This is a genomic window from Pseudomonas sp. TYF_14 (assembly GCF_043105275.1).
Lineage (GTDB): Bacteria > Pseudomonadota > Gammaproteobacteria > Pseudomonadales > Pseudomonadaceae > Aquipseudomonas > Aquipseudomonas alloputida.
In genome coordinates this window covers 57234-79956 of the sequence record NZ_JBICLK010000032.1, presented here as the reverse complement: position 1 = coordinate 79956, position 22723 = coordinate 57234, and the positions used below count along the sequence as shown (strand labels likewise).

Annotated in this window: 19 protein-coding genes, 1 tRNA gene and 1 pseudogene; 7 read left to right on the top strand and 14 right to left on the bottom strand. The window is 62.0% G+C overall.

From position 1 onward, the window contains the following. Nucleotides 1-195: 195 nt before the first annotated feature. The 4 genes from ACF8O8_RS09465 to ACF8O8_RS09450 all read left to right on the top strand — a co-directional run bounded on the left by ACF8O8_RS09465 (nt 196) and on the right by ACF8O8_RS09450 (nt 6073). A complete protein-coding gene (locus ACF8O8_RS09465; protein ID WP_049587144.1) occupies nt 196-492 on the top strand; it encodes a hypothetical protein in 297 nt (98 codons plus the stop codon). 287 nt (nt 493-779) lie between these two features. After that, on the top strand, nt 780-2585 hold the full coding sequence (locus ACF8O8_RS09460) for a phenylacyl-CoA dehydrogenase (protein ID WP_010951720.1): 1806 nt from the start codon (nt 780-782) through the stop codon (nt 2583-2585). Nucleotides 2586-2886: 301 nt separating this feature from the next. Then, nucleotides 2887-4170 carry a diguanylate cyclase gene (locus ACF8O8_RS09455; protein ID WP_392509585.1) on the top strand — a complete coding sequence of 428 codons (1284 nt, stop codon included), beginning with the start codon at nt 2887-2889 and terminating at the stop codon, nt 4168-4170. A 124-nt stretch (nt 4171-4294) separates the two neighbouring features. Then, complete coding sequence (locus ACF8O8_RS09450) at nt 4295-6073, top strand: acyl-CoA dehydrogenase C-terminal domain-containing protein (RefSeq protein WP_234546305.1); 1779 nt, start codon at nt 4295-4297, stop codon at nt 6071-6073. A 340-nt stretch (nt 6074-6413) separates the two neighbouring features. On the opposite strand, the gene ACF8O8_RS09445 is transcribed toward ACF8O8_RS09450, so the two are convergent. Then, nucleotides 6414-7337 (bottom strand): LysR family transcriptional regulator, encoded by a 924-nt coding sequence (locus tag ACF8O8_RS09445; RefSeq protein ID WP_010951723.1) that lies wholly within the window; start codon nt 7335-7337, stop codon nt 6414-6416. 210 nt (nt 7338-7547) lie between these two features. Between ACF8O8_RS09445 and ACF8O8_RS09440 the strand changes: the two genes are divergently transcribed. Together ACF8O8_RS09440 and ACF8O8_RS09435 are read left to right on the top strand one after the other, a co-directional pair. Beyond that, on the top strand, nt 7548-8828 hold the full coding sequence (locus ACF8O8_RS09440) for an aspartate aminotransferase family protein (RefSeq protein ID WP_011953286.1): 1281 nt from the start codon (nt 7548-7550) through the stop codon (nt 8826-8828). A 147-nt stretch (nt 8829-8975) separates the two neighbouring features. Then, a complete protein-coding gene (locus ACF8O8_RS09435) occupies nt 8976-9134 on the top strand; it encodes a YqaE/Pmp3 family membrane protein (RefSeq protein ID WP_003177654.1) in 159 nt (52 codons plus the stop codon). 65 nt (nt 9135-9199) lie between these two features. Here the strand turns inward: ACF8O8_RS09435 and ACF8O8_RS09430 are convergent, their stop codons facing one another. From ACF8O8_RS09430 to ACF8O8_RS09380, 11 genes are all read right to left on the bottom strand, one after another. After that, nucleotides 9200-10126 carry a heparin lyase I family protein gene (locus ACF8O8_RS09430; protein ID WP_061405558.1) on the bottom strand — a complete coding sequence of 309 codons (927 nt, stop codon included), beginning with the start codon at nt 10124-10126 and terminating at the stop codon, nt 9200-9202. 155 nt (nt 10127-10281) lie between these two features. After that, nucleotides 10282-12120, bottom strand: coding sequence for a prolyl oligopeptidase family serine peptidase (locus ACF8O8_RS09425; RefSeq protein ID WP_392509584.1), 1839 nt, complete (start codon nt 12118-12120; stop codon nt 10282-10284). Continuing rightward, nucleotides 12086-13246: a pyrroloquinoline quinone biosynthesis protein PqqE gene (gene pqqE / locus ACF8O8_RS09420; protein WP_049587150.1), complete on the bottom strand. Its 1161-nt coding sequence runs from the start codon at nt 13244-13246 to the stop codon at nt 12086-12088. Before pqqE ends, ACF8O8_RS09425 begins: the two co-directional genes overlap by 35 nt. Beyond that, entirely contained in the window at nt 13218-13493 is a 276-nt protein-coding gene (pqqD, locus tag ACF8O8_RS09415) for a pyrroloquinoline quinone biosynthesis peptide chaperone PqqD (RefSeq protein WP_003255595.1), read from the bottom strand. The genes pqqE and pqqD overlap by 29 nt, the downstream gene beginning before the upstream one ends. Beyond that, a complete protein-coding gene (pqqC, locus tag ACF8O8_RS09410; protein WP_003255592.1) occupies nt 13490-14245 on the bottom strand; it encodes a pyrroloquinoline-quinone synthase PqqC in 756 nt (251 codons plus the stop codon). The genes pqqD and pqqC overlap by 4 nt, the downstream gene beginning before the upstream one ends. A 161-nt stretch (nt 14246-14406) precedes the next feature. After that, complete coding sequence (gene pqqB, locus ACF8O8_RS09405; RefSeq protein WP_392509583.1) at nt 14407-15318, bottom strand: pyrroloquinoline quinone biosynthesis protein PqqB; 912 nt, start codon at nt 15316-15318, stop codon at nt 14407-14409. Between the two features lie 78 nt (nt 15319-15396). Continuing rightward, entirely contained in the window at nt 15397-15468 is a 72-nt protein-coding gene (gene pqqA, locus ACF8O8_RS09400; RefSeq protein WP_003243383.1) for a pyrroloquinoline quinone precursor peptide PqqA, read from the bottom strand. Nucleotides 15469-15627: 159 nt separating this feature from the next. Beyond that, entirely contained in the window at nt 15628-17928 is a 2301-nt protein-coding gene (gene pqqF, locus ACF8O8_RS09395) for a pyrroloquinoline quinone biosynthesis protein PqqF (protein ID WP_392509582.1), read from the bottom strand. A 140-nt stretch (nt 17929-18068) separates the two neighbouring features. Beyond that, on the bottom strand, nt 18069-18863 hold the full coding sequence (locus ACF8O8_RS09390) for a carbon-nitrogen hydrolase family protein (protein WP_010951731.1): 795 nt from the start codon (nt 18861-18863) through the stop codon (nt 18069-18071). 14 nt (nt 18864-18877) lie between these two features. Beyond that, on the bottom strand, nt 18878-20560 hold the full coding sequence (locus tag ACF8O8_RS09385) for a flavin monoamine oxidase family protein (protein ID WP_392509581.1): 1683 nt from the start codon (nt 20558-20560) through the stop codon (nt 18878-18880). Between the two features lie 310 nt (nt 20561-20870). Then, nucleotides 20871-21332, bottom strand: coding sequence for an Lrp/AsnC family transcriptional regulator (locus ACF8O8_RS09380; protein ID WP_003255583.1), 462 nt, complete (start codon nt 21330-21332; stop codon nt 20871-20873). A 187-nt stretch (nt 21333-21519) separates the two neighbouring features. Here ACF8O8_RS09380 and ACF8O8_RS09375 point away from each other — a divergent pair, with 187 nt between their 5' ends. After that, a complete protein-coding gene (locus ACF8O8_RS09375; protein ID WP_003255582.1) occupies nt 21520-22074 on the top strand; it encodes a serine acetyltransferase in 555 nt (184 codons plus the stop codon). 394 nt (nt 22075-22468) lie between these two features. On the opposite strand, the pseudogene ACF8O8_RS09370 reads toward ACF8O8_RS09375, so the two are convergent. Both ACF8O8_RS09370 and ACF8O8_RS09365 read right to left on the bottom strand, forming a co-directional pair. Continuing rightward, nucleotides 22469-22588 (bottom strand): annotated as a pseudogene (locus tag ACF8O8_RS09370) (site-specific integrase); the annotation flags it as partial. A 52-nt stretch (nt 22589-22640) separates the two neighbouring features. Further along, nucleotides 22641-22717, bottom strand: a tRNA-Ile gene (locus ACF8O8_RS09365). Nucleotides 22718-22723: the final 6 nt, after the last annotated feature.

Here is a 22723-nt window from a genome sequence, read left to right as displayed (position 1 = left end):
CTCTTCGCGGGTAAACCCGCTCCTACGAGGGGACGCATACCGTTGTGGGCGCGGGTTTACCCGCGAGGCGGCCAGTGCAGGAATACCCAAGGCCTATCAACTGGCATTGAGCCATTAGGGATTTAAACGGGCCTTTTCGCCCCTAGCCTGTTTTAATTGGGGCTGTTCGTCATCCAGCGTCAATGGAGTCCTGACATGGAAATCACCGGTAGCTCCGCCTACTACGCAGGCCTGAGCGCAATCCAGACCGGCCAGAATCGCGTCGATCAGGCCGCCAGCCAGATCGCCAACACCACTGCCGAACGTACCGCCACTAGCCAGTCCAGCGATTTTCAGGCCGAACGCCTGCGCGCGGTCGACCGCAGCCAGCAGATGGACATGGCCACCAGTGTCGTGCAACAGGCGGTGGGCAAGACCGAAGTCGAGCTCGGCGCAAAGGTCGTCAAGGCATCCGACGAAATGCTTGGCCGGATCATCGACACCTACGCCTGAATACTTGCGTCATCCCCTATTTCAGCGCCTGCCTTGTAGGAGCGGGCTTGCCCGCGAATGCGTCCGATCAGACAACAATTTTGTCTGGTCGGGCCTCTTCGCGGGCAAGCCCGCTCCTACAAGGGTTTGTGGCATGGCATGACTGATTTGCCATTTTTCGTGGCGTAAATGGCACCATAGTCCATCCTTGACAGAAAGCTGAGCTAAACGTAAGTTTCAAACAACTGTTTGATCGGCTTCCGCCAAGCGCGGGTCACCCCACAGAACTCACCTAGAGGTTCATCGCAATGCCTGACTACAAAGCCCCCTTGCGTGATATCCGCTTCGTTCGCGACGAGCTGCTTGGCTATGAGGCGCACTATCAGAGCCTGCCGGGCTGCCAGGACGCCACGCCCGACATGGTCGACGCGATCCTTGAAGAAGGCGCGAAGTTCTGTGAGCAGGTGTTGTCGCCGCTGAACCGCGTGGGTGACCAGGAAGGCTGCACCTGGAGCGAATCGGGGGTGAAAACCCCAACCGGCTTCAAGGAAGCCTACCAGCAGTTCGTCGAAGGCGGCTGGCCGAGCCTGGCACATGACGTCGAACATGGCGGCCAAGGCCTGCCAGAGTCGCTGGGCCTGGCCCTGAGCGAAATGGTCGGTGGCTCGAACTGGTCGTGGGGTATGTACCCAGGCCTGTCGCATGGCGCGATGAACACTATTTCTGCGCATGGCACTGCCGAGCAGCAGCACACCTACCTGACCAAGCTGGTGTCCGGCGAGTGGACCGGCACCATGTGCCTGACCGAACCGCACTGCGGCACCGACCTGGGCATGCTGCGCACCAAGGCCGAGCCACAGGCCGACGGCAGCTACAAAGTGTCGGGCACCAAGATCTTCATTTCGGCCGGTGAGCACGACATGGCCGACAACATCGTCCATATCGTCCTGGCCCGCCTGCCGGACGCACCGGCCGGTACCAAGGGGATTTCGCTGTTCATCGTGCCGAAGTTCCTGCCCAACGCCGAGGGCGGCGTGGGCGAGCGCAACGGCGTGAGCTGCGGCTCGATCGAACACAAGATGGGCATCCACGGTAACGCTACCTGCGTCATGAACTTCGATGCTGCCACCGGCTACCTGATCGGCCCAGCCAACAAAGGCCTGAACTGCATGTTCACCTTCATGAACACTGCTCGTCTGGGGACCGCGCTGCAAGGCCTGGCCCACGCCGAGGTGGCGTTCCAGGGTGGCCTGAAGTACGCCCGTGAGCGCCTGCAGATGCGTTCCCTGACCGGCCCGAAAGCACCGGACAAGGCCGCTGACCCGATCATCGTCCACCCGGACGTGCGTCGCATGCTGCTGACCATGAAGGCCTTCGCCGAAGGCAACCGCGCGATGGTTTACTTCACCGCCAAGCAGGTGGACATCGTCAAGTACAGCCAGGACGAAGAAGAGCGCAAGAAGGCTGACGCCCTGCTGGCGTTCCTGACCCCGATCGCCAAGGCATTCATGACCGAAGTCGGTTTCGAAGCCGCCAACCACGGCGTACAGATCTACGGCGGCCATGGCTTCATCGCCGAATGGGGCATGGAGCAGAACGTGCGCGACAGCCGTATCTCCATGCTGTACGAAGGCACTACCGGTATTCAGGCCCTCGACCTGCTCGGTCGCAAAGTGCTGATGACTCAGGGCGAAGCACTGAAGGGCTTCACCAAGATCGTGCACAAGTTCTGCCAGGCGCAGGAAGGTAACGAAGCGGTCAAGGAGTTCGTTGAACCGCTGGCGGCCATCAATAAGGAGTGGGGCGAGCTGACCATGAAAGTGGGCATGGCTGCCATGAAGGACCGTGAAGAAGTGGGTGCGGCTTCGGTCGATTACCTGATGTACTCCGGCTATGCCTGCCTGGCCTACTTCTGGGCCGACATCGCCCGCCTCGCCGCCGAGAAACTGGCAGCCGGCACCAGCGAGGAGGCGTTCTACACCGCCAAGCTGCAGACTGCGCGCTTCTACTTCCAGCGCATCCTGCCACGTACCCGTACCCATGTGGCGACCATGCTCTCGGGCGCCAACAACCTGATGGCGATGGACGAAGAGCACTTCGGCCTGTCGTACTGATACTGGCGCTGTACCCAAAACCCGCCTGCCCTGACCGGGAGGCGGGTTTTTTACGTCTTCAGGTTCAGCGTGGTCCCTCGTAGGAGCGGGTTTACCCGCGAAGTGGCCGGGGCTGCTGGCCAATCTCCATCAGCCGTTCACCGTTGCCAGCGCTACCGTATTCGCGGGTAAACCCGCTCCTACAAGGCTCGCGTGGCGGCCGGAAGTTCGTTCATCCAACCGCAAATTCAACTGTTCCAGTGCACTGCCGATGAAGTGAGGGCACAATGCCATTATTGATCTGCCGGGTTGGAGATTACCCTTGTTTCGTCTTAACGCTGTTCGCGCAAGCCACTTCCTGCCGTCGCTGTTCTTGTTGCTGGCAGGGCTCGCCGCAGCCTATGTGAGAGACCTCAGCGTCTTTTTCACATCGCTGTTCAATGTCCTGCCTACCTTGGTTCTGCTGCTGGGTGGCGCCTACTGCGCGGTATACCGCCGTCAGCGTGAGCTGTTCCTGATGCTGACGGTGTACATCGCCTACTTTCTGCTCGATACCCAGACCGACTTCTACCGTGACCATGGCCGCGTGCGTGAGGACGCCGCGGTGATCTTCCACCTTGTCTGCCTGTTGCTGCCGGCGCTGTTCGGGCTGTATGGCGCCTGGCAGGAGCGTACGCACCTGCTGCAGGACCTGGTCGCCCGCGGTGCGGTGCTGTTTGCCGTGGGCAGTGTGGCGGTGGCCCTCCAGCAAAGCTACCCCGAGGCGTTGCTGACCTGGTTGGCGGAGATCCGCTGGCCGGCTTTGCATGGCCACTGGATGAGCCTGATCCAGATGGTCTACCCGCTGTTCCTGGGTGTGTTCATTCTGCTGGTGGTGCAGTACCTGCGTGCACCCCGGCCGCTGCACGCCGCGCAGTTGATCGGCCTGCTGGGCATTTTCTGGATGCTGCCGCAGACCTTCATCCTGCCGTTTACCTTGAACATCATGTGCAGCCAGGTGATGTTGATGATCGCCGCAGCAGTGGCGCACGAGGCTTATCAGATGGCCTTCCGTGACGAGCTGACTGGCCTGCCGGGGCGCCGTGCGCTGAACGAGCGCATGCAGCGCCTGGGGCGTAACTATGTGATCGCCATGACCGATGTCGACCACTTCAAGAAATTCAATGACACCCACGGCCACGATGTCGGTGACCAGGTGCTGCGGTTGGTCGCCAGCCGCTTGTCCAAGGTCACCGGCGGTGGCCGTGCCTACCGTTATGGCGGGGAGGAGTTCGCCCTGGTGTTCGCCGGCAAGACCGCCGCGGAATGCGTGCCGCATGTGGAAGCCGTGCGTGAAGTGATCGCCAATTACGTGATGCACCTGCGCGATCAGCACAACCGCCCGCAGGACGATACCGCCGGGCGCCAGCGCCGGGCGGGCAGCGCCGGCGGCACGGTCTCGGTCACCATCAGTATCGGCGTGGCCGAGCGCCAGGCCGATCATCGCAACCCCGAGGCGGTGCTGAAATCCGCCGACCAGGCGCTTTACAGTGCCAAAGGCGCGGGGCGCAATTGTGTCATGGTGCATGGGCGACAATCCCTGCGGGGGGCAGTGCGCACGGTGTGACCAGGCGAGACCATGCAGTCGGTTGATGACCCTATGTCTCGCAAAAGTTGTTCGGTTACACTGCCAGTAACCCCAGTGTCGCGGTTCCCCGAGACCGCCCCGACCCGACTAGCGAGAGGTTGTCATGGCTGACTATAAAGCGCCGCTGCGCGACATGCGCTTCGTACTGAATGAAGTCTTCAACGTGGCCGAGCAGTGGACGCAGTTGCCCGGGCTGGCCGAGGTTGTCGATGCCGACACGGCCATGGCCGTGCTGGAAGAAGCCGGCAAGGTCACCGCCAGGACCATTGCGCCGCTCAGCCGCGCCGCCGACGAAGAGGGCTGCCACTGGGACAACGGCGCGGTGCGGACCCCAGCCGGTTTCATTGAAGCCTACAACACCTACGCCGAAGGCGGCTGGGTGGGCGTGGGCGGCGACCCGCTGTTCGGCGGTATGGGTATGCCCAAGGCCATCTCGGCCCAGGTCGAGGAAATGGTCAACGCGTCCAGCCTGGCCTTCGGCCTGTACCCGATGCTGACGGCCGGCGCCTGCCTGTCGATCAACGCCCACGCCAGCGAGGCCTTGAAGGAAAAATACCTTCCGAACATGTATGCCGGCGTTTGGGCCGGCTCCATGTGCCTGACCGAGCCGCATGCCGGCACCGACCTGGGCATCATCCGCACCAAGGCCGAGCCCCAGGCTGATGGCAGCTACAAGGTCAGCGGTACCAAGATTTTCATCACGGGTGGCGAACACGACCTGACCGAGAACATCATCCATCTGGTGCTGGCCAAGTTGCCGGATGCACCGGCGGGGCCGAAAGGGATTTCGCTGTTCCTGGTGCCGAAGTTCCTGGTCAATGAAGACGGCAGCCTCGGTGCGCGGAACCCGGCCACTTGCGGCTCGATCGAGCACAAAATGGGCATCCAGGCTTCGGCTACCTGTGTGATGAACTTCGACGAGGCTGTCGGCTACATCGTCGGTGAGCCGAACAAAGGCTTGGCGGCCATGTTCACCATGATGAACTACGAGCGCCTGGGCGTCGGCATTCAAGGCCTGGCGTCGGCCGAGCGCTCCTATCAGAACGCCGTGGAGTACGCCCGCGATCGCCTGCAAAGCCGTGCCCCGGCCGGCCCACAAGCCAAGGACAAGGCTGCCGACCCGATCATCGTCCACCCGGACGTGCGTCGCATGCTGTTGACCATGAAGGCGCTGATCGAAGGTGGCCGCGCATTCTCCACTTATGTGGCCATGCAACTGGACAGTGCCAAGTACAGCGAAGACGCCAGCGTGCGCAAACGCAGCGAAGAGCTGGTGGCACTGCTGACGCCGGTGGCCAAGGCCTTCCTCACCGACCTGGGCCTGGAGTGCGCAGTGCATGGCCAGCAGGTATTCGGCGGGCATGGTTACATTCGTGAGTGGGGGCAGGAGCAGTTGGTGCGCGATGTGCGCATTACCCAGATCTACGAAGGTACCAATGGCATCCAGGCCCTCGACCTGATGGGGCGTAAAGTGGTGGCCAGCGGCGGGGCATACTACAAGCTGTTCTCTGACGAGATTCGCCAGTTCATTACCGGTGCAGGCAGCGAACTGGACGAATTCGCCAAGCCACTGGGCGCTTCGCTCGATCAGCTCGACGGTTTGACCGAGTGGGTATTGCAGCAGGCCAAGGGCAACCCGAATGAAATTGGCGCGGCTTCGGTCGAGTACTTGCATGCCTTTGGCTATGTTGCCTATGGCTACATGTGGGCACTGATGGCGCGGGCGGCCCAGGCGGGCGAGGGGGATGCGCCGTTCTATTCGGGCAAGCTGGGTACGGCGCGGTTCTACTTTGCGCGGTTGCTGCCACGGGTGGATTCGCTGGTGGCTTCGGTGAAGGCGGGGAGTGAGTCGCTTTACCTGCTGGATGCCGAGCAGTTCTGATCGATTATTGGGGCTGCTGCGCAGCCCAATCGCGACGCAAGGCCGCTCCCACAGGTATCGCCTAAGTTTAGATAGGTGGAAGCGGCCTCAGCCATCGCATATCTGTGAATGAATCTCCTGTGTAAGCTTTTTCCTACACGACGTGGTGACTTTTCACCACTGTTCTAAGATTGGATCCACTGTTAATCTTTACCACATGGACGTTGCGCAGGAAGCGCAAAGGACAGATCAAGGACGACGACGAAGGACCACCTGCCAGGATGGCGGGGCGATACGGATGTCACAGGGAAACAGTCTGGAAAACCCCGCTTCGGCGGGGTTTTCTTTGCGTGCGTGTTTTTCAGGCCAGCACATCCAGCGGTGATGCTCCCATCAGGCGAGCGTCCGTCTCTTCCTCCAGCAACGTGCGCAGCAGCTCCACAGAGGCCTGCTGGCGCTGGGCATCGCGAAATACCAGGCCGACCTTCAACGGCACGCGCGGCTCGCTCAACGGCTTCCACAGCAGCCCTTGATCATCTTCGGCGGCCTCCTTGGCACGCCCCGGCAGAATGGTCGCCAGCGCCGTGTGCGCGAGGCTATCGAGAATCCCTGCCATATTGTTCATCTCTGCCTGCACCTGCGGCCGTCGGCCCTGACTGGCCAGCTGCGCCTGCCAGATCTGGCGGATCTGGAACTCTTCGCCCAGCATCAGCATGGGCAACTCGGCGGCCTGACGGATGGACACCTTCTTGAAGTCCTTCAGCGGGTGGGTATCGGGTATGACCAGTTGCAGCTCATCTTCGTACAACAGCAGGCCATGCAGCCCTGGCTGGCGCGGCGGCAAGTAGCTGATGCCGATGTCCAGGTTGCCATTGAGCAGGCGCCGTTCGATCTCTAACCCTGACAACTCGTAAATCTGCACGACCAGGTGAGGTTGAGCCTTGCGCAGCCGTTCAAGCAGCTGCGGTATCAGGCTTGGCCGCACCGTCTGCAGTACACCGATAGCCAAGGTGCGCAGCGACTGGCCCTTGAAGTTGCGCATGGCCTCGTGGGCCCGCTGCAGGCCGTCGAGCAGCGGCAGGGCATGGTTGTACAAGGTGTGGGCGGCCAGGGTCGGCAGCAAGCGTTTGTTGCTGCGCTCGAACAGGCTCAGGTCGAGGCTGTGCTCCAACTGGCGGATCTGCTGGGAAAGCGCCGGCTGTGACAGCGACAGGCGTTCGGCGGCACGGCCTACGTGGCCTTCTTCGTACACCGCGACGAAATAACGCAGTTGGCGGAAATCCATAAGCAACACTTATCGAAAATGCTGGAAAAACGAAATGGTCGAAAACCCTGCTGAAGCCTAGTCTATCGCCGTATTCCAAAGGGTTACAGCGATGATTCGGTCGATTGTTACCCCGGATGAAAAACACTTTTGATAGGCAAGGCAAAATATCGAGTGCAGGCACCAAGACCGCACCGTGGCTGCCCTTTACCGTGATTGGTTGGAGCCCTGATGAACCTGTTCAACCTGCGCCGCTCGGCTCCTGCCGCCGCCGCCGAGCCCAAGCGTGCGCCGGTGATCGTGCCGCACGCGTCTGAGCTGTCGCCTGAGCGCCTGATGCCCGGCGCCGAACGTGCAGCGCAGGTATTCGTGCGTGGCCAGGGATCGTGGTTGTGGGACAACGAAGGGCATGCCTACCTGGACTTCACTCAGGGCGGTGCGGTCAACAGTTTGGGCCACAGCCCCAGCGTGCTGGTCAAAGCGTTGGGCAACCAGGCTCAGGCGTTGATCAACCCGGGCTCGGGCTTCCACAACCGTGGCCTGCTGGGGCTGGTCAACCGGCTGTGTCAGAGTACCGGCAGTGACCAGGCCTACCTGCTTAACAGCGGTGCCGAGGCCTGTGAAGGGGCGATCAAGCTGGCGCGTAAGTGGGGCCAACTGCACCGCAACGGCGCCTATCACATCATTACTGCCAGCCAAGCCTGCCATGGCCGTAGCCTGGGCGCGCTGTCCGCGTCCGACCCGTTGCCGTGCAATCGCTGCGAACCTGGCCTGCCGGGTTTCAGCAAGGTGCCGTTCAATGACCTGGCGGCGCTGCACGCCGAGGTGGATTCACGCACCGTGGCAATCATGCTCGAGCCGATACAGGGCGAGGCGGGCGTTATTCCCGCTACTCAGGAATACCTCAAGGGCGTGGAAACGCTCTGCCGCGAACTGGGCATCCTGCTGATCCTTGATGAGGTGCAGACCGGTATTGGTCGCTGTGGTGCGCTGCTGGCCGAGGAGCTCTATGGCGTGCGTGCCGACATCATCACCTTGGGCAAGGGCCTGGGGGGCGGCGTGCCGCTGGCCGCCTTGTTGGCGAGGGGCAAGGCATGCTGCGCCGAGCCTGGTGAGCTGGAAGGCAGCCATCACGGCAACGCGCTGATGTGCGCCGCCGGCCTGGCGGTGCTGGACAGCGTGCTGGAACCTGGCTTTCTGGCCCAGGTACAGGACAACGGTCGTCACCTGCGTGAAGGCCTTAGCCGCCTGACCGGGCGCTATGGTCAGGGTGAGGTGCGCGGTCACGGGCTGCTATGGGCCCTGCAACTGAAAGAAAACCTGGCCCGCGAACTGGTGGCTGCGGCCCTGCACGAAGGCCTGCTGCTCAACGCGCCGCAAGCGGATGTAGTGCGCTTTTCACCGGCGCTGACTGTGAGCAAAGGCAACATCGACGAAATGCTGCTGCGCCTGGCGCGCGCTTTCGCCCGCCTGCATGCCCAGCAGCAGGCCCGTCGCGAAGTGCCGGCGTAGCGGCCTGGCAAAGAACTCAACGAACCGTCTGGCGTTCCTGCGCATCGCCCCTGGCCTGTTTCATTCGGCCCGGGGCGTTTTTTTTTGCCTGTGGAACCTCTACGGCTGGGAGCTAGTCTTTGATGTAACCCTTCAGGAGAGACTCGCATGGACTTTATTCGCATCATCATCGCCATTCTTCTGCCACCGCTGGGCGTGTTTCTGCAGGTGGGGTTTGGCGGGGCGTTCTGGCTTAATATCCTGCTGACCCTGCTGGGGTACATTCCGGGGATCGTGCATGCGGTGTACATCATCGCCAAGCGGTGAGGTGCCGGGGGGGGGAAGACATCCCAGTCTCCCACCCCCGCAACAGCCCTCAGTTTCGAAGCTCGCTATGCAATGCGTTTTACCATGAGTTTGTCGACGTAGTGTTTCAGCGCGTTCAGTGGGAACCCGGTATTGTAAACGCCCCATTTCAAGTAATGCCGGGCAGGGGAGAACGTCTGGCATACGAGGGTAAAAGGATCCCTTTCATCGGGTTCCCTAGGCTTTCCTTCCCGGTCGGCTGTGAATTTCTGGGGGGCATTATCCAGAAAGAGTTGAACAGTACCGATATCTTGGTCACTGGAGAGCAGAACCCGAATCCGGATGTCGTACCACTTGTCCGCTTCAATTCGCGTCCACCAGACCACCTTGTGTTTTTCACCATCGAGCCGGGTGTTGTAGTGCGTCATTTCAAACCGGCCGGCCTGCACCTTCATGAAGAAAGGGTAGACATTGCTGCCCTCGGACTTCCACTGAAAGATCACATAGTCGCCATACGGGTCGTTGTCGACTTCAGGGAATTTGCTGCTCCAGCAAAAGTCGTAAATCTGGTTTTCCTTCCAGCCTTCATAGACTTCGTAGGGTGCCACATTAACTTTGATGGAGTTTGACTCGCACCGGTAATTACTCGTGTGCGCAGGCTTATCAAACAACCAGACTTTGCCTCGTTCCGTATCTCGCACCACCTTGAGGCTCGCACCCGTTTCCGGCCCGCCTGTTTCTACCATTCTGAAGAGCTCATGGGTGGCTTTCTGTTCATCTTCCTGGTTGCGGTCGAGGGGTGTGGTTGACCCGACCCACATCAGAAAGTTTTCAGGGGCATTGGGTGGGCAGCTCTCCTCGTCATCATCTGGCAGGTTTTTCCCAAGGATTGCACTCTGAGTTTTATCCGGCGATAACCATTGAAGTAATAGCGCCCATACCCGCATGACGAAATGCGTATGGCCATTTTGTCGATCTTTGATTGGTGCTCCGTGCGCGTCTTTTTTCATCATGGCGGCCCATTGTCAATTTACAATAGCCGCCGCCCTGATAGCGCATCCATACAGGTTCAAGGGCGGCGCGAATACCGCGACGTTAGGGCCAGAACCAAGACACGTCTACTGACAGAATTGCCAGGTAATTGTGGTTTTCCGAATGCAAAGCACACTTAGTTTTTATTGTGTTGATGGTTGATCACGTTGCAAAAGAACAGCCACTCCTGTTCCAGCGCATGCGCCAGGTTATTTGCCTGTCGGAAACCGTGCCGTTCGAGAGCATAGAAATGCGCCTCTGCTTGAACACCCTTGGCCTTGAGCGCTGCGAGCATTTTTCGGGTCTGCTCCGGTACCACTACAGCATCCAGTTCACCCTGGAAAAAAATCACTGGCGCCCTGATGCTATCTGCATGCAGAAGAGGGGTGCGCTGGCGATAGCGTTCAGCGTCGCGCTGCGGGTCGCCGATCAGCCAGTCCAGGTAATCCCCTTCGAACTTGTGCGTGGCACGGCCCAGGGCTATCGGGTCGCTGACCCCGTACAGGCTGGCGCCGGCGCGGAACACGTCATGGAACGCCAAGGCGCACAAGGTGGTGTAGCCACCGGCGCTACCACCGCGGATAAACGCCTTGTGCTTGTCGACCAGGCCTTGAGCAGCCAGGTATTCGACCGCCGCGCAGGCATCGGCCACGTCACTTTCGCCCCAGCGCAGGTGCAGTGCCTGGCGGTATTCCCGACCATAGCCGGTGCTGCCCCGGTAGTTGAGGTCGGCCACGGCAAAGCCACGCTGGGTCCAGTACTGGATGCGCGGGTCGAGCACGGGATAGCAGGCTGAGGTTGGCCCGCCGTGGATGAACACCACCAGCGGTGCGGCGCCTTGCGGCTGCGCTGGCGGGTAGAAGAAACCATGGGCCTGCTCGCCGCCACTGCCGTAGTGGATCGGCTGCGGTAGGCTGATTTGCCCTGCTGGCAGTATTTCGGCACCACCGGCCAGTACGCGTACTTCATGGTTGCCGCGGTCAATGGCAATGACTGCCGGTGGGCTGATGGGCGACGCGGCAATGGCATACAGGTGTTCGCTGTCCATGGCCAGGCTGCGAAAGCGTGTGTAGGCACTGGCGAAACGCTCCATACGGCCATCTTCACCACTCAGCCCCAATTGCCCGAAGCCGTCTTCGAACCAGCTTGCCAGGTAGCTTTGCGGGCCCAGTGCCAACCAGGTACAGGTGCCCAATTGCCAAGGCGCAGCAGCATGGTCCGCCGGTGCAGCAGGCAACGGCTGCCATTGGCCATCGACCTCACCCCAGGGTTGCCAGAAGCCATTGCGGTCGGAAAGGCAGTAGAGCCGACCTTCGGCATCGAAGCGTGGCTGTTGCAGCGATTCTTCGGCGGCGGCTACACATTGCGCCGGTCCCCAGTGGCCGCTGGCATCGCGCGCGCGATACATCAGCCGGGTGACGGTCCAGGGCTGCGCCGGGCGGTCCCATTCGATCCACGCCAGGCGCTGGCCATCGGCACTGACGGCAGGCGAGGCGTAGAAGTCGGCGCCCTCGGCGAGCACCTCGCGGCTGCTGTCACCCAAAGCGACCAGGCGGTGCTCTACTTGCTCGGCATGGCGCTCTTCGACGGCCAGCACGTGGCCGTCGTGCCACTGCACATCGCCATAGCGGCAGCGGGCATCCTGGGTCAGTGCACGTGGTAACAGATCGTCCAGCGGCTGGGTGTAGACCTGCTGGTCCTTTTCGTTGACGAACACCAGCCCGTCGCCACCCAGGCAGAAGCTGCCGCCGCCGTACTCATAGACCCGGCTGCGTACGCTGAAGCCGTCCGGGGTCAGGCAGCGGGCCTGGTAGTGCAGCCAGTGCCAGATACGGCACGCTCCATCGGCCGGGCGGAATTCGTTCCAGAACAGCCCGTCGGCACTGACCTTGAGTTCGGCGAAGTCGGTGCCGGCGGCAACCGCCTGGGCCGCGCTGAATTCAGCCGCGGGCGATGACACGGGAGTTTCGATCATTGCGGAAGGTCATCTGTTCGATCGCGAGCTGGGCGGTTTCAGCCTCCTCGCGGGCCTTGAGGATGATGCCGTGGTCGGTCGACTTGGCGCACACCGGGTCGGCGTTGCTGGCATCACCGGTCAGCATGAAGGCCTGGCAGCGACAGCCGCCGAAGTCCTTTTCTTTCTCGTCGCAGGAGCGGCACGGTTCGCGCATCCACTCATAGCCACGGAAGCGGTTGAAACCAAACGACTCATACCAGATATGGTGCAAGTCGTGGTCGCGTACATTCGGAAACTGCACCGGCAGCTGGCGGGCGCCGTGGCAGGGCAATGCGGTACCGTCCGGGGTGATGGTGAGGAACAGGTTGCCCCAGCCGTTCATGCAGGCCTTGGGACGCTCTTCGTAGTAGTCAGGGGTAACGAAAATCAGCTTGCACGGGTTGCCCTCGGCCTTGAGCTTGTCCCGGTATTCGTTGGTGATACGTTCGGCCCGCTCGAGCTGCGCGCGGGTTGGCAGCAGCCCCAGGCGGTTGAGGTGCGCCCAGCCATAGAACTGGCACGTGGCGAGCTCGACAAAGTCGGCCTCCAGGGCAATGCACAGCTCGATGATGCGGTCGATCTTGTCGATGTTGTGCCGATGGGTGACGAAGTTGAGCACCATCGGGTAGCCATGGGCTTTCACCGCGCGGGCCATTTCCAGCTTCTGTGCAAAAGCCTTTTTCGAGCCGGCCAGCAGGTTGTTCACCTGCTCGTCGCTGGCCTGGAAGCTGATCTGGATATGGTCCAGGCCGGCCTTCTTGAAGTCGGCGATGCGCGCCTCGGTCAGGCCAATGCCCGAGGTGATCAGGTTGGTGTAGTAACCCAGGCGACGGGCCTCTGCGATCAGCTGGGCAAGGTCCTGACGTACCAGCGGTTCACCGCCGGAAAAGCCGATTTGTGCGGCGCCCATTTCCCGCGCTTCAGCCATGACCTTGAACCACTGTTCGGTGCTCAGCTCCTGGCCCTGGGCGGCGAAGTCCAGTGGGTTGGAGCAGTAAGGGCACTGCAGCGGGCAGCGGTAGGTCAGCTCGGCCAGCAGCCACAGCGGCAGGCCGACCTCGGGCGTAGGTGGCAACTCAGGCGAGGACGATCCAGTGTTCGGCACGGGCCACCTCCATGAACTGCTCGATGTCATCGGCCACTTCCGGGACATCGGGGAATTGCTGTTCGAGTTCGCTGATGATCGCTGCCACGTCACGCTGGCCGTCGATCAGGCCACCGATCAGGCTCGCGCTGTCGTTGAGCTTGATCATGCCTTCGGGGTACAGCAACACATGGCCCTTTTGCGCCGGCTCGTACTGGAAGCGGTAGCCGGGGCGCCAGTTGGGTACCTGGTTACGGTCGAAACTCATAGGGTGATTCCCTTGTGCCACACCCGTTCCTGGGTGACGGAGTGATAGGGCGGGCGGTTCAGTTCGTAGGCCATGCTCATGGCATCGAGCATACTCCAGAGGATATCCAGCTTGAACTGCAGTATCTCCAGCATACGCTCCTGGCCCGCACGGGTGGTGTAGTGCTGCAGGGTAATCGCCAGGCCGTGTTCCACATCGCGTCGCGCCTGGCCCAGGCGGGTACGGAAATACTCATAGCCGGCGGGGTCGATCCACGGGTAGTGCTGCGGCCAGCTGTCCAGGCGTGACTGGTGGATTTGCGGGGCGAACAGCTCGGTCAGCGAGCTGCTGGCGGCTTCCTGCCAGCTGGCGCGGCGGGCGAAGTTGACGTAGGCGTCCACGGCAAAGCGCACGCCAGGCAATACCAGTTCTTGCGAGCGCAATTGGTCCGGGTCCAGCCCGACAGCCTGGCCCAGGCGCAGCCAGGCTTCGATGCCGCCATCCTCGCCGGGAGCACCATCGTGGTCGAGCAGGCGCTGGATCCACTCGCGGCGCACTTCGCGGTCCGGGCAGTTGGCCAGGATCGCGGCATCCTTCATCGGGATGTTGACCTGGTAATAGAAGCGGTTGGCCACCCAGCCCTGGATCTGCTCGCGGGTGGCGCGCCCCTGGTACATCGCCACGTGGTACGGGTGATGGATGTGGTAATAGGCGCCCTTGGCGCGCAGGGCCTGCTCGAATTCGGCAGGGGACATTGGCAGTGCGTCGCTCATTCGGCTGGCTCCTGTAGAACGATTATCTGGCCTGGCACACCCTCTCCCTTGTGGGAGCGGGCGTGCCCGCGAACACCGGCGAAGCCGGTGCCATGGACCGTGTTGGCTTTTTCGCGGGCATGCCCGCTCCCACAGGGTCTGGTGTCGCCTCACAGACTGTTTTACAACTCGATGCTCATGCCATCGAAGGCAACTTCGACGCCCCGGCGCAGGACTTCGGCGCGCTCGGGGGAGTTTTCATCGAGAATCGGGTTGGTGTTGTTGATGTGGATAAGTACCTTGCGCTGGCGCGGGAAGCCGTCGAGCACTTCCAGCATGCCGCCAGGGCCGTTCTGGGCCAGGTGACCCATCTCGCGGCCGGTGCGGGTGCCCACGCCACGGCGCTGCATTTCGTCGTCTTCCCACAGAGTGCCGTCGACCAGCAGGCAGTCGGCACCGTGCATCATCGCCAGCAGCTTTTCGTCTACCTGGCCCAGGCCCGGGGCGTAGAACAGCTTGCCGCCGGTGCGGGTGTCTTCGACCATCAAACCCAGGTTATCGCCCGGGTGCGGGTCGAAGCGGTGCGGTGAGTAGGGCGGCGCGGCGCTGCGCAGGGGGAAGGGGGTGAACTTGAGGTTGGGGCAGGCGTCGATCACGAAGCTGCCTTCCAGCTCGATACGGTTCCACTTCAGGCCACCGTTCCAGTGGCTGAGCATGTTGAACAGCGGGAAACCGGTGGTCAGGTCCTGGTGGACCATGTCCGTGCACCACACCTGATGCGGGCAGCCTTCGCGCAGGCTGAGCAGGCCGGTGGTGTGGTCGATCTGGCTGTCCAGCAGGACGATGGCGTTGATACCGGTGTCGCGCAGTGCCCGGGCCGGCTGCATCGGCGCAAAGGCTTGCAGTTGGGCGCGGATGTCGGGCGAGGCATTGCACAATATCCAGTGCACACCGTCGTCGGACAGGGCGATGGATGACTGGGTGCGCGCCGTGGCTTTCAGGGTGCCATCACGGTAGCCCTTGCAGTTGACGCAGTTGCAGTTCCACTGCGGGAACCCGCCACCGGCGGCGGAGCCGAGAACCTGGATGTACATGGCCACTCTCTATGCAGAAACCGGATCGAAAAAACGAAAACGCCCCGGCAGGCCGAGGCGTGAAACCCTAAGCCTGGCTTAGCGGTTAGCGAAGTACATGGTGACTTCGAAGCCGATACGCAGGTCAGTGTATGCAGGTTTGGTCCACATGGAATTACTCCTTCCGAATGAGGGTTGGGTTGTTCAGCTACTACTTGGGTACCGCCATGCGTTGGCAGTTCCGTGAAAACGGGATTGCGCTATCTTACAAGAAAAATTTGAACCGGAAGGTTAATTATTCGAGAAGCGCCGTTGCAGTTCGCGTAATGATCATCGATTTTCGCTCTGCCAGGAAGTGTCTGGCGCGGCAGCGTTGGCCAAACATAGCCAAGCGGAACCTGGGTCGAGCAGGGCGCTCAGCAGGTGGTCCAGATCCGTCTGCCGCGTAGTCAGGATAGACCTGCGCAGCACATCCAGCCGATCGGCTTGTGTGGCCAAGTGTGTCTGCCACGCCCATTCGGCGACATCGGCATTGGCCATGGCGGGCTCGTCGAATTGCCCAGCCAATGCCTGGCGAGCGGCCGGGTCAAGGGTGACGCCATGGCGCAGCAGGTTGAGCAGGTGGTCGAGCACCTGTGCCTGATCGGTGTGGGGGGATTGCACGCCGAACAGCAGCCCACCGACCCCCTCGACCTGACGAAAGGCGCTGAACACCGCGTAGCCGAGTTGCAAGTCTACCCGCAGGCGCTGGTAAACCGGCCCTTGCAGCAATTGGGCTAACAGGCGGCCTGCGGCCTCTTTGGCAGCAGGCAACGGGTAGAACAGCAGCAGGGCATGTTCGCTGCCTGGCACTTGAACATGCTGCCAGCGGTGGTTTGCCCAGGTTGGCAGGGGGCCAGGTCGCGAGCCTTGCCCAGGGCACTGTTCCAGCGCAGCGCCCAAGGCCTTTAGCGCGGTATCCTCGAAGCCTGCGGCCATGCCATGCCACTCGGTGTGCAGCCACAGGCTGTCGAGTTGCTGCTGGGTCAGCGTGCAGGCAGGCACCGCTGCGGGCAGGCTACCCCGTACCGCGTCTGGCAGTTGCTTGAGCAGGGCCCTGATGGGGATCAGGGCCGGGGGCAGCGCCGTGCAGGGCAGCCAGCAACTGGCAGGTGGCTTGAGCATCAAGGCCAAGGCTTGTTCCACTGCCCGCAGCACTGCTGCTGGCAGGCCGGCGCAGTGCAACTGCCAGTATTCCCCGGCACTGCTGTACTGCAGTTGCACGGAGGCGCGGTCACAACGTTCCTGCAGTGGCGCCAGGGCCTGTTCCAGCACACGCTGTAACGGCTGGCGCATAGGTGAAGGTACATGCCAGCGCAGGTACAGCGCTGCGAATTGACGCGCGGGCGGAAGCTGGTCACTGATCTTCAGCGCTGCCGGCAGCGGTTGCGCCTTGGCATGGGGCAGGTCAGCCTTCAGTAATGGGTCGACTGGCAGCAGCTGCCAATCGCCATGGTCGGCACCTGGCAGGCTTTCCAGCAGGGCGCCAAGCGCCTGCAACCCTTGGGTATCCAGCTTGGCGAACGGCTGGCCAGTGCTGTCCCGGCGGGCCAACTCGAGCGCGCTGGCACTGTGCGCTCGGCTGTGCTGCAGTAAGCCGAATTGATGGTTCAACTGTTCGCGGTCGGCCTGACGGATGAACCTGAACCAACCTTGCAGCAGGGCGCTGGCTTCGTCCGGGCAAGCGTCGGCACTGAGCTTCAGGTCAAGGTGCCACAGCAGCTGACCGGCGAACGCATACAGCCTTTCGGCTGTGAAACGTCGTAGCCAGCCACGCTCGCGAAGCGCGCCCAGCCAGGTACCTGGGCGGCTGTCCTCCAGGTAAGCGATCAGCAGTTCCAGGGCGTGCTCGGCACCGCTGGGGAGGCTTTGGTGCGTGAAGGTCAAAGCGCTAGCCATTGCTGGCAGTGGCGGCGGCAGTATTTGCGGCACGCGCTCACCTGCAGCGAACAGTTCGGCCTGCTGCCGGGCAAGGCGTTCAAGTTCATCCAGCGGCTGCGGACCGCAAAGGCTCAGGCAGATCTGGCCGCCTTGGTAGAAGCGTTGATGAAAGCCCGCAAGCGCTTGCTGGAAGGCCGCATCGTGCAAGGCCAGGGTGTATCGATTGCCAGCATGAAAAGCGCCCAGTGGATGCCTGGCTGACACTGACTGCAGCAAGGCGAACTGCTGTTGGGCCGTTGGATTGCGCGACCAGGCGATGAATTCGGCATGGATCACTTCGCGTTCACGGCGTTGGCGTTCGATGCCCAGATCCGGTTCTGCCAGCATTTGGCACAGGCGCTCGAGACCGCCACCGAGCGCGTTGGGTGGCACCTCGAAGAAAAAGTCGGTGGCGCGTTCGCGCGTGCTGGCGTTGACCTGGCCGCCCAGGGCTTGCACGTAGCGCATCAGGCCGTCTTCCAGCGGGAAGCGCGGGGTACCGAGGAAGAACAGGTGTTCGAGGAAGTGCGCCAGACCGGGCCATTTGGCAGGTGCGTCGTGGCTGCCCGCGTGCACCCGCAGTGCGGCGGCCGAGCGCTTGAGGCGCGGGGCGTGGCGCAGGGTCAGTTGCAAGCCGTTGGCGAGGGTGAGTTGGCGGATGGCGTCAGGCATGGGGGCTCCGGTGGCTGCTCTCCATGCTAACCGATTTGTTTGCAGGCCCGGCCTTTTCGCGGGTATGGCGCCGGTATGAAAGGCAGCGCAAATCCCGTGGGAGCGGGCGTGCCCGCGAATGGGCCGCATAGCGGCCCTTGTCAGCCTTTACGCAGGTGCAGCTCCTGGCGCAAATCGGTCAGGTAGGGAAACGCCCTGCGCCCCTGCACCACCCGCTCATGTTCAAGCTCTGCCAACAACTGGCACTCATCCCGCCCGGCCATGGCCAGCAAGCTGCCATCCGGGCCGATGATGCTGCTCTGCCCGCAATACTCGATCTCGTCTTCCGCGCCGCAGTAGTTGGCATATACCAGGTAGCACTGGTTTTCCTGCGCCCGTGCCCTCACGGTCACCTGGCAGGTAAAGTCGTACGGCGTCATGTTCGCCGTCGGCACCAGGATCAGCTCGGCGCCGTCCAGCGCCAGGCGTCGGGCGTTCTCCGGGAACTCGATGTCGTAGCAGATCAGCAGGCCAACCTTCCAGCCTTCCAGTTCCACCACCGGGAAGTGGTCCGCACCAGGGCTGAACATCGAGCGGTCCAGTTCACCGAACAGGTGGGTTTTGCGGTAATTGCTCAGGCTGCGGCCATGCGCATCGATCAGTTGCACGCTGTTGTAGATCGCCCCGTCATCGCCGCGCTCTGGGTAGCCATAGACAATGGCGATGCGGTGCGCCTGGGCGATCTCCACCACGGTCATGGCTGCCGGGCCATCGGCGGCCTCGGCCAGGCGCTCGACCTGGGCCAGGCCGATGTTGTAGCCGGACAGGAACATCTCCGGGCACACCAGCAACTGTGCGCCGCGGTCGGCTGCCAACTGCGCCTGGTGGCGCAGCCGTTGCAGGTTGCCGGGCACATCCAGTGGCTTGGGTGCGCCCTGGTACAGAGCGATGCGCATGGTGCCTCCTTGTCTCAATCCGCCAGGGCGATCGGGCCGATTTCGTTGAACACATCGCCCGGGCCGGGGTTGTCGGGGTGGGTGTGGCCACCAAAGTGGTTCATGATACCCCACACCGCATTCAGCGACGTCTGCACCGCGCCTTCAACCCAGGCGGGGGTCCATGACACGTCGTCACCGGCAATGAAGATACCGCGCTGCTCCGCCGGCATGTCCTGCTGCATGAAGTGCGCGTACATGCGCTGGTTGTAGCGGTAATGGCCCGGAAGCGCGCCTTTGAAGGCGCCGAGGAAGTACGGGTCGGCCTCCCAGGAAACCGTGATCGGGTCGCCGATGATGTGCCCGGCGATATCGGTCTTCGGGTAGATCTTCTTCAGCGCATCCAGGGCCAGTTGTACGCGCTTTTCCACCGGGTGCGGCAGCATCTTCAGCGCGTCGCTCATCCACGAGTACGACAGGCAGATCACCCCGGGCTTGTCGTTGCCGTTGTCGAACAGGTAAGTGCCGCGGGTGAGGCGGTCGGTGAGGGTCATGCTCAGCAGGTCACGGCCGGTTTCCGGGTCCTTGTCCTTCCAGAACGGGCGGTCGACCATGACGAAGGTTTTCGACGACTGCATGTAGCGGGTACGGTCCAGGGCCATCCACATCTTTTGCGAGAACAGCGATTCCTCGCAGTCGATCTGGGTGGTCAGCAACCAGGTCTGGCAGGTGGCGAGTACTGCGCTGTAGTGGCGGGTATCGCCCCAGTTGTCGGTGACCGCCAGGCGGCCATCGGCGGCGCGGGCAATGCGCTTGACCCCGGTACGCGGTGCGCCGCCATGCAGCGTGCTCAGGCTGGTGCCCTCTGGCCAATGCACGCAGCGTTCCGGTACGTGGCGCCAGATGCCTTGTGGCACTTGTTCCACGCCCCCGACCACCAGGTGCTGGTGGTCGTCGCAGTTGGTCATCACCACGCGGAAGATTTCCAGCATCGAGTTGGGGAAGTCCGAGTCCCAACCGCCGGTGCCGAAACCGACCTGGCCGAACACTTCGCGGTGCTGGAAGCTCAGCTTGGCAAAAGAGCGCGAGGTGGCGACGAAGTCGTAGAAGGTGCGGTCGTCCCACAGTGGCACCAGCTTGTTCCAGAGTTCCTTCAGGCGCGGTACATCACGGTCGCGGATGGCCTGCTGGATATCGGCGAACTGCGCACCGCTCTCCAGAGCATCGGCCCAAGCGTCGGCTACCTCATGAAACAGTTGCGGCAGGTCGGTGGGCTTCTCGGCGTAGTAGGTCTGGCCTTCCAGGTCGATCACCGTGCTGCCCGAAGCCGGGGTCAGCGGGTTGGGGAAGGGCTTGGTCTCCAGGCCCAGCTTGTCGACGTAGTGGTAGAAGGCGGTGGACGACACCGGGAAGCGCATGCCACCCAGCTCGGCAACGACCCCGTCAGTGCCATTGAAGGCTTGCGAGCGCAGCCGGCCGCCCAGCTTGGAAGCCTCGTACACCACCGGCTTGAGGCCCAGCTTCATCAGCTCGTAGGCCGCTACCAGGCCGGCGATACCGGCACCGACAATGGCCACCTCTTCCCCATGGTGCTCAGCCGGAATGCTGCCCAGGCCTGCCGGGTGTTCCAGCCAGTCGTCGAAAGCAAAAGGGAAGTCCGGGCCGAAAATGGTGATCGGCTTCTTGCCGTCGGCGGGGTGGCGGTTCTTCTTGTTCATGAAATGACCTTGCCAGAGAGGCTGCGCGAGGAGCGGAGCCTGAGTATAGGAGATGCCCGGCTGTCATTTTAGGGAGTGGGGTGTTCGTAATTAAGGTGCAGAGTGTTGTCTGAATGTAGTTAGTTTCGTCGTAATGATTAAAGTCATGTTCATTAAGACGAGGAGGCGGTCGAGGTAGTTCAAAAACCGCCCTGGCCCTTTGTAGGAGCGGGTTCACCCGCGAATGCGTCGGTAGATTCTCTGCCCCATTCGCGGGTAAACCCGCTCCTACAACAGGCCTCATCGATAACCCACCCGAGCGCCAGCCCGTTCAAAGCGGCTGTCCACGGTCCACCTTGCTGCTGAGAATGATCGACGTGGTGGTTTTCTCCACCCCGTCGACACTGCCAATCTGGTCGAGCAACTGATCCAGCTGCTCGGGCGAGTCCGTACGCAGCCAGGCGACATAGTCGAATTCGCCGCTTACCGCACACAGCTGCTGCACCTGGCCCATGGCACTCAGGCGCCGCACCACGTCCTTGCCGGAGCGTGGCTGCACCTTGATCCCGACATACGCTTGCAACCCGCCGCCTATCACACTCTGGCCCAGGCGTACGCCATAGCCAGAGATAACCTTGTTTTTCTCCAGCCGCTCCAGGCGCGAATTGACGGTGGTGCGGGCGATGCCCAACTGGCGGGCGAGGGTGGCGACGCTTTCGCGGGCGTTGATCTGCAGCAGGGCGATCAGCTGGCGATCGATTTCATCCAGCGTGATGGAGCGGGAATCCGACATGGCGAGTCTCTACGGTTGGCCCGCTAGCCTAGCCAGCCTGTGCCAATCAGGGCAAGGCCAGGTACAGTCGATCACCGTTGACGGCGTCGGCTTGGCACTTTGGGTTAGAACGGCCGTGCATGTCCGAAGGCTGCGTCTTCGGCACTAATTCGGCATGATGAAGCGCTAGTCCAACGGGAACCTCAGCGTGAACCTTGACCACCTGCTCGAATGCTGGCGACTGGAAGTCTCCAACAAGAAAAGGCCCGGACGCCCTATCAGCCTGCTGTTCAACGTGCTGCGCCGCGCACGCAAGGACAACAAACTGCGTTTCCTCTTCGCCTATCGCCTGGCCCAGTACCTCGACGCCCGCGGCGGCCTTGCCCGGCGTCACGCCCGGCGCATGCAACAGCGGCTCAACCTCAAGTATGGGGTGGACATCGACATCGGCGCCCAGATTGCCCCTGGCCTGCGCATCGCGCACCTGCCGGGGGTGGTGATTACCCGGTACGTCAGCATCGGGCGCAACTTCTTCATCCGGCAGAACTGCTCGATCGGCATCAAGACCCTGGGGTTGCAGGAGTACGCACTGCGCATTGGTGACAACGTGAGCATGGGCGCCAACAGTTGCATCGTTGCTGATCGCATCGACATTGGCGATGACGTAGTGATCGGCGCGATGTCGTTGGTTACGCGGGATATTCCGCCTGGCATGACCTTCTACAACCCACGGCAGGTCGAGATGCGTCCGGGAGGGGATTAACCAACAGCGGTACATTTGCGGACGTTGGCAGAGGGGATGGTGGAGCAGGCTGGGAGGGTTCTTATGGGTTTGCCCATGGTTGATGGCCATCGCCCGATGGACTGGAACGTGCAGTGGTGCGGCCTCCTTCGTTTAGCCCAGGCGCCGCGTTAGTGATGAGCGCACCGAACGAATACGCAAAGGCTTGAGGCAGTTGGCTCTGTAGCCAGCTTCCTGGCGTCCGTTGTCACGGGGCAGGCCCAGGTTCATTCATGGGGCTTGCTCATCTGTGAGCCGATTAGCGAGCCTATTCGGCTCATTTTGTGAGCTGATAATGGCGGCTATTCGGCTCATTGTCCGATCCTCAAGCTAGGGTGTTTGGCTTGAAGTATCGATAGGGCACCTTTCCGCGATTATCGGCGCGCTGGGTGACCGGCTTCTTGGTGGGGCTGATTTCGCTGAGATACCGTTTTAGCGCTACTTCCAAGGTCATGCGCTCGGCGCCGCTGCGCTGGATGTACGCGCCCCTGACCATTTATTTCTTGCGGGCATGAAAAAGCCGCGCAATCGCGCGGCTTTGTCGTATCTGGTGGGCCCACACGGACTCGAACCGTGGACCAAAGGATTATGAGTCCTCTGCTCTAACCAACTGAGCTATAGGCCCTCAGTA

Bases quoted from the DNA above. Each gene is read 5' to 3' on its own strand.
- pqqF (WP_392509582.1), bottom strand. From the start codon at position 17,928: ATGCCTGACGCCATCCGCCAACTCACCCTCGCCAACGGCTTGCAACTG.
- ACF8O8_RS09380 (WP_003255583.1), bottom strand. From the start codon at position 21,332: ATGTCGGATTCCCGCTCCATCACGCTGGATGAAATCGATCGCCAGCTG.
- ACF8O8_RS09465 (WP_049587144.1), top strand. From the start codon at position 196: ATGGAAATCACCGGTAGCTCCGCCTACTACGCAGGCCTGAGCGCAATC.
- ACF8O8_RS09440 (WP_011953286.1), top strand. From the start codon at position 7,548: ATGAACCTGTTCAACCTGCGCCGCTCGGCTCCTGCCGCCGCCGCCGAG.
- ACF8O8_RS09425 (WP_392509584.1), bottom strand. From the start codon at position 12,120: ATGATCGAAACTCCCGTGTCATCGCCCGCGGCTGAATTCAGCGCGGCC.
- ACF8O8_RS09460 (WP_010951720.1), top strand. From the start codon at position 780: ATGCCTGACTACAAAGCCCCCTTGCGTGATATCCGCTTCGTTCGCGAC.
- ACF8O8_RS09430 (WP_061405558.1), bottom strand. From the start codon at position 10,126: ATGATGAAAAAAGACGCGCACGGAGCACCAATCAAAGATCGACAAAAT.
- ACF8O8_RS09390 (WP_010951731.1), bottom strand. From the start codon at position 18,863: ATGCGCATCGCTCTGTACCAGGGCGCACCCAAGCCACTGGATGTGCCC.
- pqqB (WP_392509583.1), bottom strand. From the start codon at position 15,318: ATGTACATCCAGGTTCTCGGCTCCGCCGCCGGTGGCGGGTTCCCGCAG.
- ACF8O8_RS09435 (WP_003177654.1), top strand. From the start codon at position 8,976: ATGGACTTTATTCGCATCATCATCGCCATTCTTCTGCCACCGCTGGGC.
- ACF8O8_RS09445 (WP_010951723.1), bottom strand. From the start codon at position 7,337: ATGGATTTCCGCCAACTGCGTTATTTCGTCGCGGTGTACGAAGAAGGC.
- pqqC (WP_003255592.1), bottom strand. From the start codon at position 14,245: ATGAGCGACGCACTGCCAATGTCCCCTGCCGAATTCGAGCAGGCCCTG.
- ACF8O8_RS09450 (WP_234546305.1), top strand. From the start codon at position 4,295: ATGGCTGACTATAAAGCGCCGCTGCGCGACATGCGCTTCGTACTGAAT.
- ACF8O8_RS09385 (WP_392509581.1), bottom strand. From the start codon at position 20,560: ATGAACAAGAAGAACCGCCACCCCGCCGACGGCAAGAAGCCGATCACC.
- pqqD (WP_003255595.1), bottom strand. From the start codon at position 13,493: ATGAGTTTCGACCGTAACCAGGTACCCAACTGGCGCCCCGGCTACCGC.